9 protein-coding genes are annotated in these 12,715 nt (G+C 42.3%); 6 read left to right on the top strand and 3 right to left on the bottom strand.

Annotated elements, in window-relative coordinates:
- Positions 1–5: 5 nt before the first annotated feature.
- The 4 genes from GD630_RS15060 to cysK all read left to right on the top strand — a co-directional run bounded on the left by GD630_RS15060 (position 6) and on the right by cysK (position 5,432).
- Positions 6–1,883 carry a heparinase II/III domain-containing protein gene (locus GD630_RS15060; protein ID WP_143867786.1) on the top strand — a complete coding sequence of 626 codons (1,878 nt, stop codon included), beginning with the start codon at positions 6–8 and terminating at the stop codon, positions 1,881–1,883.
- A gap of 21 nt (positions 1,884–1,904) precedes the next feature.
- The gene (locus tag GD630_RS15055) at positions 1,905–3,077 is read left to right on the top strand and encodes an alginate lyase family protein (RefSeq protein WP_143867785.1); all 1,173 of its coding nucleotides are present in this window, start codon (positions 1,905–1,907) and stop codon (positions 3,075–3,077) included.
- 24 nt (positions 3,078–3,101) lie between these two features.
- The gene (locus tag GD630_RS15050) at positions 3,102–4,343 is read left to right on the top strand and encodes a glycoside hydrolase family 88 protein (protein ID WP_117932607.1); all 1,242 of its coding nucleotides are present in this window, start codon (positions 3,102–3,104) and stop codon (positions 4,341–4,343) included.
- A gap of 141 nt (positions 4,344–4,484) precedes the next feature.
- The gene (cysK, locus tag GD630_RS15045; RefSeq protein WP_143867783.1) at positions 4,485–5,432 is read left to right on the top strand and encodes a cysteine synthase A; all 948 of its coding nucleotides are present in this window, start codon (positions 4,485–4,487) and stop codon (positions 5,430–5,432) included.
- A gap of 89 nt (positions 5,433–5,521) precedes the next feature.
- Here cysK and GD630_RS15040 read toward each other — a convergent pair whose 3' ends face one another.
- From GD630_RS15040 to rnr, 3 genes are read right to left on the bottom strand one after another with little or no spacing between them, the layout of a single operon-like run.
- Positions 5,522–7,912, bottom strand: a complete 2,391-nt coding sequence (locus GD630_RS15040; protein ID WP_143867781.1) for a glycoside hydrolase family 3 N-terminal domain-containing protein — start codon at positions 7,910–7,912, stop codon at positions 5,522–5,524.
- 2 nt (positions 7,913–7,914) lie between these two features.
- Positions 7,915–8,394, bottom strand: coding sequence for a pyridoxamine 5'-phosphate oxidase family protein (locus GD630_RS15035; protein WP_143867779.1), 480 nt, complete (start codon positions 8,392–8,394; stop codon positions 7,915–7,917).
- Between the two features lie 3 nt (positions 8,395–8,397).
- Positions 8,398–10,554 (bottom strand): ribonuclease R, encoded by a 2,157-nt coding sequence (gene rnr, locus GD630_RS15030; RefSeq protein WP_143867778.1) that lies wholly within the window; start codon positions 10,552–10,554, stop codon positions 8,398–8,400.
- 136 nt (positions 10,555–10,690) lie between these two features.
- On the opposite strand from rnr, the gene GD630_RS15025 reads away from it, so the two are divergent.
- Both GD630_RS15025 and GD630_RS15020 read left to right on the top strand, forming a co-directional pair.
- Positions 10,691–11,698, top strand: a complete 1,008-nt coding sequence (locus tag GD630_RS15025) for an NAD-dependent epimerase/dehydratase family protein (protein ID WP_143867776.1) — start codon at positions 10,691–10,693, stop codon at positions 11,696–11,698.
- The gene (locus GD630_RS15020) at positions 11,689–12,654 is read left to right on the top strand and encodes a phosphatase PAP2 family protein (protein WP_143867774.1); all 966 of its coding nucleotides are present in this window, start codon (positions 11,689–11,691) and stop codon (positions 12,652–12,654) included. Before GD630_RS15025 ends, GD630_RS15020 begins: the two co-directional genes overlap by 10 nt.
- Positions 12,655–12,715 lie beyond the last annotated feature (61 nt).

Here is a 12,715-nt window from a genome sequence, read left to right as displayed (position 1 = left end):
ACAATATGAGAACAATTAAATTTCTATTATTATACATACTTCTATCCCTCGTTGGAGGGATAGAAGCAAATGCCCAGTTGAAGCATTTGGATAAAACAGCGAATTTTGGAGAGCATCCCCGATTACTGTTATTTGATAGTGATATTCAACAAATAAAAAGTAATATTGAAAAGAATGAACTATGGCGGAAGATAGATGATGTCATTCAGTCGGAAGCTCGTAAACTCTTTGAAGTGGATGCTTTGAAGAGAGTACAGAAAGGACGTAGAATTCTGGAGGTTTCACGTGAGGCCTTGCGGAGGATCTTTTATCTGTCTTATTCCTATCGCATGACTTCGGATGAACGATTTAAAGCGAGGGCAGAGAAAGAAATGCTGGCCATTGCTGGTTTTGAAGACTGGAATCCTTCTCACTTCCTGGATGTGGCAGAAATGACCTTGGCTATGGCAATCGGTTATGACTGGTTATATCGTGATTTGCCGGAGTCTTCAAAAAGTGAAATCAAAGAAGCCATTATCAAGAAAGGAATAGACACCTCATTCAGTACAGATAACAATAGTTGGCTTTCTTCCGGTCATAACTGGAATCAAGTGTGCAACACCGGAATGGCCTATGGAGCCATAGCAGTTTATGAAGATATACCGGAAATAGCAAAAGTAGTCGTAGATAGAGCTATCTCTTCTATCGCTTTACCAATGAAGGGATATGCTCCGGATGGTGCTTATCCCGAAGGGTTTACCTATTGGTCTTATGGTACCAGTTTCAATGTGCTGTTCCTGTCTGCTATTGAAAAACTCTTTCATACTGATTTCGGGCTGTCTTCAATGGAAGGTTTTCTGCCTTCTGCCTATTTCATCGAGAATATGATAACTCCTTCGAAAGAAAGTTTTAATTATGGCGACAGTGGTGATGCCACTTCTTTGAATCCTACTCTTTTTTGGTTTGCAGATAAGATGCATGATTCGACTGTGTTGTGGAGTCAATATTATTACCTGACTAAAAAGAAAAGCAGTTCATTTACAAAAAACAGAATCCTCCCAGCATTGATGATATGGGGAAAGAACATCGACCTGGACCGTATTCTTCCACCATCCCGGAATTTATGGGTTGGACAGGGTGTAACTCCGGTAGGTTCTATGAGAACTTCCTGGACAGATTCCAATGCCATCTTTGTCGGACTTAAAACCGGACGTGCCGGAGCCAACCATTCCCATATGGATATAGGGTCATTTATCATGGAAGCAGATGGAGTGCGCTGGGCAATCGATCTTGGACCACAGGATTATACTTCTTTAGAAACGATAGGAATTGATTTGTGGAACAGAAAGCAGAATTCACAGCGATGGGATGTTTATCGATATAATAACTTCTCCCATAATACATTGGCATTTGATAAGAAAAAACAAGATGTAGGCGGATATACCCGTATTAATAGCTATGGCGATTCTCCCGGATTCATGCATCTTATTTCGGACTTGACGAATGCGTATAAAGGGCAGGTGAAATCTTGCTGGAGAGGGATTGCCATTGTTGATAATCGCTTTGTGGTAGTGCAGGATGAAATCGAGTCATTGGATAAAGCGACAGAATTGACTTGGTCAATGGTTACCAAAGCCACTGTCAGAAAACTGGATGATTACAGTCTGGAACTGACTGAAGGGACAAAGAAAATGATTTTCAGAGTAGAGACTAATCAGAAAATCAAACTGAAAACTGCTCCTGCTAAATCTTCCAATTCTTACGATGCTCCTAATGATGGTGTAACCATAATTGGTTTTGAAACTCTAATACCTGCCTCTACGCAGGTGAACTATTGTGTGAAACTGATCCCACAGAAAGCAAAGGCGAAGTATAAAACAACTCCGTTGAAAGAGTGGAAGTAAAATATTAAAATATACTTGAGTATGAATAAGATTATTAGATATTTGGCATTTTTATTATTATCCTTCACAGTGATGAGTTGTGATTCATCCGATGAAATGAAAGATATTACTATTTCTCCGAAGGAGGAAGTAAAGCCGCAAGTGGTCAAGGTATTCTCACATCCGGGTATCCTTTTTACTTACGAAGATATGGCCAGGATAAAGGAGCAGGCTTTTTATTATGCAAAACCTTGGAAACTGGGTTATGAAATGTTGAAAGGTCACGCTAATGTGAATTATGTAGTACAGGGTCCTTATGCGGAAGTAGAAAGAACAGAAGGAGTGAATAGTCCCGCAGCGGGAGCAATGAGTAGTGACTCCCAGATGGCATATCATTGTGCCTTAATGTGGGTTATAACAGGTGAACAGCGTTATGCTGATAAAGCTATTGAGATATTGAATGCCTGGTCGGGTACATTGACGGCTTTGATCGGGGGAGATGATATGCTGATGTCAGCATGGTATGGTTTCAATCTGATAAATGCTGCTGAAATATTACGTTATACAGATGCGGGATGGAAAGAAGCGGATATCATTCAGGCTGAAAAAATGTTTAAAGAGGTCTTTTATGACTTGATAAAAGACTGGAAACGTGGGCGCGCGGGAAACTGGGATACTGCGATAACCAAAATGCATTTAGCGGTTGGGGTATTTTTGGATGATAAAGAGATTTTTGACAGAGCTATCGCTTTTTATAATTCAACGACCGAGGGTAGTAACGGAACGTTGTCGAAGAACATCTATGATACCGGACAGAATTTTGAAAGTGGGAGAGATCAGACCCATGCGCAATATGGAATAGGGGGATTGGCAGAATCTTGTGAGGTGGCGTGGAAACAGGGAATTGATCTATATAAAAGTATGGACAATCGTTTGTTGAAAGGCTTTGAATATATGGCAAAATATAATCTGGGTAATGACGATGTTCCCTTTCAGGGGAATGTGTATGGAAATTCTATTTCAACGATCGACAGAGGAAATCTTCAACCTATCTATGAAATGGTGTACAATCATTATTATAATAGGAAAGGACTTTCGGAAGCAGAAGTGGAATATACTAAGAAAGCGGTAGATAAAGTGCGTGGACAGGGTGGTGAGAGCTGGAATGCGCAATGCCTGGGATTGGGAACGCTTTTATTTAATGAAAGTAAGTAGGAATATTATTTTATAAGAATCAAAATGAGAAATAGTAGATTCATTTTTGGTAGTTTTATCTTTATTCTGCTGGTGGGGTGTACTTCTGTAGACAGTAGAAAGCAGTTTGTAGAAGAGAATATTATCTATGCGTGTGAACAGACTCATTGTATGCTGACATCTTTAGGTGAAACGCAAGGGCGATATCCAAGAAGTACGAAAAAAGATGGCAGTTTATCTACGACAGATATCTATGGATGGACAAGCGGTTTTTTTCCGGGTACATTGTGGATGCTATATGAGCTTACAAACGATAGTTGCTGGAAGGAGAAAGCAGTGGAATGGACATTACCACTTGAGCCGAATAAGTATAATACAAAAGATCATGATGTCGGTTTTATGATGTACAATAGCTTTGGCAGAGGTTTTGCTTTGACGAAAGATAAAAGTTATAGAGACATTTTGGTACAAACGGCGAATTCATTAATGACGAGATTTAATCCGAATGTTCATTCAATCAAATCATGGGAAGGAGGGAAAGCACCCCATGACACAATAGTGTGGCAATTTCCTGTAATCATAGATAATATGATGAACCTTGAATTGCTTTTTTGGGCATCCAAAGAGACGGGGGATAAAAAGTATTATGATGTGGCTGTTACACATGCAAACACTACTATCAAGAATCATCTCCGGGAAGATTTCAGTTGCTATCATGTAGTCGATTATGATTCCATAACGGGAGAAATCAGGGATAAGGCCACTGCTCAAGGGTATGCCGATAATTCTGCCTGGGCGAGAGGACAGGCTTGGGGGATTTATGGATTTACAATGGTGTATAGAGAAACCGGAGATCCGAAGTATTTGTCTGTAGCACAAAAAATGGCTGATTTCTTTTTGAATAACCCGTCTTTGCCGGAAGATAAAATACCTTTATGGGACTTTAATGTTGGGCAGGATGGATATACAAAGGGATGGAAATTTGATGATACAAAGCTAGGTTATATTCCAAGAGATGCTTCTGCCGCTGCCATAGCTGCTTCTGCTCTTTTAGAACTATATCAGTATACAAAGAGTCCGGAATACTATGATTCGGCTGCCACGATGATTCACAGTTTGGCATCTGATCTGTATAGAGCAAAACTGGGCGATAATGCTGGATTTCTTTTGAAACATTCGACGGGCAGTCTGCCACATGGAAAAGAGATTGATGTGCCCTTGGTTTATGCCGACTATTACTTCCTGGAAGCCCTATCACGTTATTTGAATACTGATAAAGCGTCCTAGATACTAAAGAGTCGGTAGAGAATGAGCTTTTTAATCAGACAGATGTGGTATGAAATTACCACATCTGTGGTATTTCCCCTGAACAGAATCTGCACTATCTTTGTCATATCTTAAAACAAGAAAATTTAAAAACAGATATATATGGAAAAGATTGCAAAGAAATTGACGGATCTAGTAGGTAATACTCCGTTATTGGAACTTAGTAACTATAATAAAAACAATGATTTGAAAGCCCGTCTGATTGTAAAGATTGAATCTTTCAATCCTGCGGGAAGTGTTAAGGACCGTATCGCATTGGCTATGATTGAGGATGCCGAAACGAAAGGTGTCTTACAACCCGGAGCAACGATCATTGAACCGACTAGCGGAAATACCGGTGTAGGATTGGCTTTTGTTTCAGCAGCGAAAGGCTATAAACTGATTCTGACGATGCCTGATACAATGAGTATTGAGCGACGTAATCTTTTGAAAGCCTTGGGAGCGGAATTAGTGCTGACTCCTGGTGCGGATGGTATGAAAGGGGCAATTGCCAAAGCGGAAGAATTAAAAGCTGTAACTCCGGGAGCTGTCATCTTACAACAATTTGAGAATCCTGCTAACCCCGCCATGCATTTACGAACTACCGGTCTGGAAATATGGAGAGATACCGAGGGGAAAGTCGATATCTTTGTAGCCGGTGTAGGTACTGGCGGGACAGTTAGCGGTGTAGGTGAAGCGTTGAAGATGCGTGATCCGAGTATAAAGATAGTGGCAGTGGAACCATCTGATTCTCCTGTACTGTCGGGAGGAAAACCTGGTCCTCATAAGATTCAGGGAATCGGTGCAGGATTTATTCCTAAAACGTACAAAGCCTCTGTTGTAGATGAAATTATTCAGGTGCAGAATGACGATGCTATTCGTACGAGTCGTGAACTGGCCAAGCAAGAAGGGTTGTTGGTCGGCATATCTTCGGGGGCAGCTGTATATGCTGCTACGGAGCTGGCGAAGCGACCGGAAAATGCGGGTAAGATGATCGTTGCGTTATTGCCTGATACAGGTGAACGTTATCTGTCTACCATTTTGTATGCTTTTGAGGAATATCCTTTGTAAAATACAATTGGTAGAATAAAAATGTGAGGTAACTTCCAAAGATTTAGATTACCTCACATTTTTTTTATATAGATATTATTCTGGATTCTTTATTGAACCTCGAAACTTCCCTTCAACCGAATATCCTCCGAAGAAGCCCCTACCATCACCGAGAAACTTCCCGGTTCTACTGTAAAATGATTATTCTTATCCCATAACCCCAAGTCTTGAGGAGTAAGGGTAAAGCTAATCGTTTGTTCTTCTCCTGGTTGCAAATGAATACGTTCGAAACCGCGTAATACTTTATCGTAGGTTGTTACACTACTAAAATCATCACGGATATAAAGCTGGATCACTTCATCTCCTGCTTTCTTTCCTGTATTCTTTACAGTGCATGAAAGAGTGATATTCTCTTGTGCCCCGATAACCGGTTTGGAGACTTTCAAGTCTGAATATCCGAAAGTCGTATAGCTTAAACCATATCCGAAAGGATAAAGCACACCGGCAACACGAACTTTTCCTTTAGAATCCGAACCTGGTTTGAATGGGAAAGCGAAAGGTATCTGTCCCACAGATTTCGGGAAAGTAACAGCCAGACGTCCGCCCGGGTTATAGTCTCCGAAAAGGACTTTTGCGATGGCATCTCCCATGAATTCGCCGGGGAACCAGGCATGAATGATGGCAGGAACATATTTGTTTGCCCAGTTGATTGTGGCTGCTCTTCCGTCTACCATTACCAGAACGACAGGTTTTCCTGTGGCATAAACAGCTTCCAATAGTTGCTGTTGGCGCCCGCAGAGATCGAGGTTGGTACGTGAGAATTCTTCCCGAACCGTCTTCTCATTTCCACCTAATACAAGGATAGCGACATCCGAAGCCTTTGCTAATTCTACGGCTTCATTAATCATCGCTTGCTCCTGTGTATCCAATGGAACATTGTATAGTTCACTCTCCGGGAAATACTTATCAATAATGTCACAACCTTTTGCATAGCGAACTTCTGCATTGGGCAGATATTCTTTGATTCCCTGATAGACAGTCTTTATAGATGCATTGGCGGGACCGTATCTGCAAGTCAGTTCTTTCACTTCTTCCGCATTCGGACCGATAACAGCTATTTTGCTAAAACTCTTGGATAGCGGAAGCATCTCTTTTTCATTCTTCAAAAGTACGATGGACTCTAAAGCTGCTCTCATAGATACATCCTGATGGGCGGCATTATGCACTACCACTTCCGGGCGACGGTCATCACCGGGATACGGATTATCAAAAAGCCCCATCATAAACTTGACACGGAGAATCTCACCAACACGTTGATCGAGCGTATGCAGAGAGACTTTGCCCTCACTAATAGCACGACGCAATGGAAGAATAAAATCCTGTGGCGGAGTGAAGTTCGTGCGGATATTCAATCCGGCATTTACCACTTGTGCAGCCATTTCTTCTTCAGTCGGAGTGATACGATGTTTAGTGTGTAGAAATTCCACCGCTTCACTATCCGAAACTACATATCCCTTAAATCCCCATTGCTGACGCAGAATTTCCGTGAGGAAATGATAACTTCCGGAAACAGGCTCCCCGTCATAGTCATTGTAAGAACTCATGACGCCCAATGCACCCGCCTCCTGAATACCTTTACGGAATGGTTCCAGATACAGAGTTTTCATCTCACGCGGAGCCACGTGCGGATCGGTACGTGTACCTCCATCGCGTCCACCGACCGGAATACTATAAACGGCAAAATGCTTCGGAGTGGCAACGATTCCTTCACTTTGCAGACCAAGAATCATTTGCTTACCCAATTCGCCTACCAGATAAGGATCTTCTCCGTAACTTTCAACTACACGTCCCCAGCGAGGATCTTGTGCGATGTCCAGAATCGGAGCATAAATATTGGTATATCCGAGTGCTTTCGCCTCATCTGCAGTGACTTTCGCAATTTCCCGGATTAGTTTTTTGTTCCACGTGGCACCTTGCCCGCATTGAGCGGGAAACATGGTAGCCCGGTCGTGGCACAATCCGCGTATTCCCTCATTGGTAAAATCGACCGGAATACCCAGTCGTGTCTGTTCCACAAACCAGCGCTGAACGGTGTGGCGATTCTTCACACTGTTAGCATACGGATAGGAGATTTCAGAACCGAACTTACCCAGTCCGTTGGCCTGCTCGTCGATATTTCCGATACCGTCTTTCCAGATTTCTGTCGACCATCCGTCGGTAGGCCATGCATCTTTCAGTACCCGTCCCGAACCGTAGAGAGTAGCCATCTGACAGGTCTTCTCCTCCAGTGTCATTTGCGAAAGCAAATCCGCAATACGGGCTTCGATAGGCGCGGAAGGATCTTCATATACATCCTTTACACCGTTCTTGTTGAAGTCGATCCAGGTCTTTTTGTATATGTCCTTTGAGTTGCTCACGATTTGATTACCAGCGAGGCTACTATTGGTAAAGAGGCCACCGGTAGACAAGATTAAAGTGAGTCCACATAGTATTTTCTTCATATTCATGGCTTTTCGTTGGCTCGCAAACCGAAGACTTTTCCCGTCATCTGCTCGATGGGCACTTGCCATACTTTGACATTGCGCACGGCAGGTTCGGAATAGTTGAACTCACTATCCGTGTAATGACGCATGATAATATCCAATACCCGACGTTTTTCATCCATATCTTCTATGAATGTCACCTTTCCACGACACATGGCGCTTTCGGAACGCATACTGTAACTGCACGCTACTTTTTCGTGCTGATATACGAGTTTATGACCTATGCTGAAAGTGATGCATACATTATTATTATGTTCCAACATCTCCAACTTGCTGCCTTCGGGACCCGAATGAAGGTATAGGATGCCATTCTCATAACCGAAGTTCATCGGAACTACGTAGGGATTGCCTTCTAAATCTGTGATGCCTACAAAGCAGGCATCGCAGTGGAGGATAATGGACTCGATTCGTTGTTTGTCTTCAATAATAAAAGTTTTCATAATTTATTTCTCAATTAATTCGAAGTCGAGCTGTTTCTTTTCCAGATTGGCACGTGCTACACGAACAGTAATAGCATCTCCCAAACTATATGTTCTGTTCTTGCGGCGTCCACGAAGGCAATAGTTCTTTTCGTCAAACTCATAATAATCGTCATCCAAGTCACGGACAGGGACGAGACCTTCGCATTTATTCTCGTTAAGTTCGACATACAGTCCCCACTCGGTTACTCCGGAGATGACACCATCGTAAATCTGTCCCAGACGTTCGCTCATGAATTCCACTTGTTTGTATTTGATGGAAGCCCGTTCGGCGTTGGCTGCAATTTGTTCCATATTTGAACTGTGATCACAAAGATCCTCGTATTTGGCCTCGGATACACTGCGTCCTCCATCCATATACTTCGTTACCAGACGGTGAACCATCATGTCCGGGAAACGGCGGATGGGTGAGGTGAAATGAGTATAATAATCGAATGCCAGTCCGTAGTGACCGATGTTATGTGTAGAATAACGGGCTTTTTGCATAGCACGGATAGACACGGTCTCAATCAGATTCTCTTCCTTCTTTCCATGTATATCATCCAACAAATGGTTGATGGATTTTGAAATATCTGTTTTTGTTCCGCTTGTACGTACCTTGTAGCCGAAGCGAGCGATGAATTGTGACAGATTCTCCAGTTTCTCCGGATCCGGCAGATCGTGGATACGGTAGGGCAGTACTTTAGGCTTTTTGTTTTTGGGTACACGTCCTATCTTCTCTGCTACGGTTTTGTTGGCAAGAAGCATAAATTCTTCTACCAGTTTATTGGCGTCTTTCGACTCTTTGAAATACACACTGATAGGTTTCCCTTTCTCGTCAATTTCGAATTTCACCTCGTAGCGGTCAAAATTGATTGCTCCCGCTGCGAACCGTTTTTCGCGGAGTGCTTTCGCGATGGTGTCCAGCATAAGTACTTCTTCTTTGTAGTCACCTTCTTTAGTTTCAATAATCTGCTGCGCCTCTTCGTAAGTGAAACGGCGGTCGGAATTGATGACTGTATGCGCAATGCGTGAGTCTTTGATTTCTCCTTTCTCGGTAATATCGAAAATCACGGAGAAAGCGAGTTTCTCTTCATTCGGACGGAGCGAACAGATGAAGTTGCACAGCCGTTCGGGGAGCATTGGGATGGTGCGGTCTACCAGATAAACGGAAGTGGCACGCTTTTCAGCTTCTTTGTCGATGATTCCTCCTTCTTTTACATAGTGTGTCACATCGGCAATGTGTACGCCTACTTCCCACAATCCGTTTTTGATGGAGCGGATGGAAAGCGCATCGTCGAAATCCTTAGCATCTTTCGGGTCGATAGTGAAAGTTGTCACCTTGCGGAAGTCTTCACGCTTGGCTATCTCTTCGGGAGTGATTTCTGCCGGAATCTTATCGGCTGCTGTCTCTACTGCTTTCGGGTATACGTATGGTAAGCCGAATTCTGCGAGAATGGCGTGCATCTCAGTGGTATTGTCGCCTGCTTTGCCTAATATGTCTATCACTTGTCCGATGGGATTCTTTGCCTTGTCAGGCCACTCTGTTATTTTCACGATCGCTTTATCTCCGGTTTTTCCGCCTTTCAGTTTATCTTTCGGAATAAATATGTCATTGGCAAGTGTACGGTTTTCCGTTACTAGAAATGCGTATGACTTGGCTACTTCCAATGTACCGACAAAAGTGTCGTTGGCACGTTCCAGTATTTCGATTACTTCCCCTTCTGCCTCCCTGTTCTTTCGTTTGGCATAAAATGTAATTTTTACCTTGTCATTGTTCATGGCATGGGCGGAATTGCGTTCTGCTACGAATACCGGTTCGCCTCCTTCTTCGGGAATAAAGGAATTCTTTCCATTGCTTTTGCGTTGGAAGGTACCTATCATTTCTGTGCCGTGATTATTCAGACGGAACTTGCCCTTCTCAATTTCGGAGATATAATCGTCATCCAAAAGGTCATGTAATATATCGACGCATAGCATTTTCTGCGGATGGGTGGTAAGACGCAATTCCGAGAAAATGTATTTCATACTTAGAATTTCACTGGATTTGGCGTGGAAAAAGTCTATTAACAACGCTGCCAGCTCTTTTTTACTCATTCTCTTACCGGCCTTTTTCTCTTTCTTTTCTTTCTTTTTCGCCATAATATGTATTTTTATTGGTCATCATCTGTTGATATGGCTACAAAGTAAATAAAAAAACCGGTAATAATACTATTATATTTATCGTATCTTTGTAACCGAAATTTTAATTGTATTTATATAGAGCCGAAAAGTAGGAATGGAGAGTATTTTAATTACGGGTGCAAGCGGTTTTATCGGGAGTTTCATTGTAGAGGAAGCGTTGAAACGAAGGTTTAGTGTGTGGGCGGGAGTTCGTCCTACTAGTAGCAGACAATATTTGAAGAATCGGAAAATTCACTTTCTGGAACTGGACTTTGCACATCCTAATGAACTTCGTGCCCAACTCTCCGGTCATAAAGGGACATATAATAAGTTTGATTATATCGTTCATTGTGCCGGTGTTACGAAATGTTTCGACAAAAAAACTTTCGACTACGTGAACTATCTTCAGACAAAGTATTTTATTGATACGTTGAGGGAGTTGAATATGGTCCCGAAGCAATTCATATATATAAGTACGCTTAGTGTGTTCGGTCCTGTGCACGAGACAGATTACACTCCGATAAAAGAGGACGATTCTCCCATGCCCAACACAGCTTATGGTTTCAGTAAGTTGAAGGCTGAATTATATATTCAAAGTATCCCCGGTTTTCCTTATGTCATTTATCGCCCTACGGGAGTGTATGGACCTCGTGAATCAGATTATTTCCTAATGGCTAAGTCCATTCAGAAGCATTTTGATTTTTCGGTTGGTTTCAAGCGGCAAGATCTGACTTTTGTCTATGTGAAAGACATTGTGCAGGCTATTTTCTTGGGTATAGAGAAAAGAGTCATCCGAAAGGCGTATTTTCTGACAGATGGGAAAGTCTATAAAAGCCGCGCGTTTTCGGACTTGATACAAAAAGAATTAGGGAATCCGTTTGTTCTTCATCTGAAATGTCCGTTAATTGTGCTAAAAGTTATATCTTTGCTCGCTGAATTTGTTGCTACGCGTTCCAAGAAGTGCAGTACATTGAATTCTGATAAATATAAGATAATGAAACAACGCAACTGGCAGTGTGATATAACCCCGACAATTAACGAATTGGGATATACACCCGAATACGATTTGGAGAGGGGGGTACGTGAAACCATTGCCTGGTATAAAAACGAAGGATGGCTTTAGACTTATTTAAGCGTGTAGAGACCCGGAAAGGGTTGTTTGCTGTGGAGAAGATTACATTGATTTATAATCTGCTGACTTCCATATTGATTCTATTCCTGTTTCAGAGGATGGACCATCCATGGCATATGTTATTGGATAGAGCCATGATTGCTGCAATGACTTTCCTGTTGATGTATCTTTATCGGCTTGCCCCTTGTAAGTTCTCGGCGTTTGTGCGTATCGTCATTCAGATGAGCCTGCTTTCATATTGGTATCCGGATACTTTTGAATTCAATCGCTTTTTTCCGAACCTGGACCATGTCTTTGCTACCATCGAACAGTTTATCTTCAGTGGACAACCTGCTATCTGGTTCTGCCATACGTTTCCTCATATTCTGGTCAGCGAAGCGTTTAATATGGGATATTTCTTCTATTATCCGATGATGCTGATTGTGGCGTTGTTTTATTTCATTTATAGGTTCGAATGGTTCGAAAAGATGTCCTTTGTACTGGTTACTTCTTTCTTTATATATTATTTGCTTTATATCTTTATCCCAGTGGCAGGCCCTCAGTTCTATTTTCCGGCTATCGGATTTGATAACGTGGCTAAGGGAGTTTTTCCTGCTATCGGTGACTATTTCAATTATCATCAGGAGTTGTTGCCCGGACCGGGATACCAGCACGGATTCTTTTATAGCCTGGTAGAAAGTTCCCAGCAAGTGGGTGAACGTCCCACAGCGGCATTTCCGAGTTCGCACGTCGGCATTTCTACTATCTTGATGATTATGGCTTGGCGCGGCAGTAAGAAGCTGTTCGCCTGTTTACTGCCTTTCTATTTGTTGCTCTGTGGGGCTACCGTATATATTCAAGCACATTACGTCATCGACGCTGTGGTAGGATTCTTCTCCGCATTTTTATTGTATGTAGTGGCAACCTGGATGTTTAAGAGGTGGTTTGCACAGCCGATGTTTAAATAGAATTTGTGTAGTGTGAACCGTTTGTTTGTAAGTATTCTCTTTTTCTTTCTCTTTTCTCAAA

Source organism: Bacteroides zhangwenhongii (assembly GCF_009193325.2).
Classification (GTDB): domain Bacteria; phylum Bacteroidota; class Bacteroidia; order Bacteroidales; family Bacteroidaceae; genus Bacteroides; species Bacteroides zhangwenhongii.
This window is presented reverse-complemented; position numbering and strand designations above follow the sequence as displayed.

Bases quoted from the DNA above. Each gene is read 5' to 3' on its own strand.
- GD630_RS15060 (WP_143867786.1), top strand. From the start codon at position 6: ATGAGAACAATTAAATTTCTATTATTATACATACTTCTATCCCTCGTT.
- GD630_RS15055 (WP_143867785.1), top strand. From the start codon at position 1,905: ATGAATAAGATTATTAGATATTTGGCATTTTTATTATTATCCTTCACA.
- GD630_RS15050 (WP_117932607.1), top strand. From the start codon at position 3,102: ATGAGAAATAGTAGATTCATTTTTGGTAGTTTTATCTTTATTCTGCTG.
- cysK (WP_143867783.1), top strand. From the start codon at position 4,485: ATGGAAAAGATTGCAAAGAAATTGACGGATCTAGTAGGTAATACTCCG.
- GD630_RS15040 (WP_143867781.1), bottom strand. From the start codon at position 7,912: ATGAAGAAAATACTATGTGGACTCACTTTAATCTTGTCTACCGGTGGC.
- GD630_RS15035 (WP_143867779.1), bottom strand. From the start codon at position 8,394: ATGAAAACTTTTATTATTGAAGACAAACAACGAATCGAGTCCATTATC.
- rnr (WP_143867778.1), bottom strand. From the start codon at position 10,554: ATGGCGAAAAAGAAAGAAAAGAAAGAGAAAAAGGCCGGTAAGAGAATG.
- GD630_RS15025 (WP_143867776.1), top strand. From the start codon at position 10,691: ATGGAGAGTATTTTAATTACGGGTGCAAGCGGTTTTATCGGGAGTTTC.
- GD630_RS15020 (WP_143867774.1), top strand. From the start codon at position 11,689: ATGGCTTTAGACTTATTTAAGCGTGTAGAGACCCGGAAAGGGTTGTTT.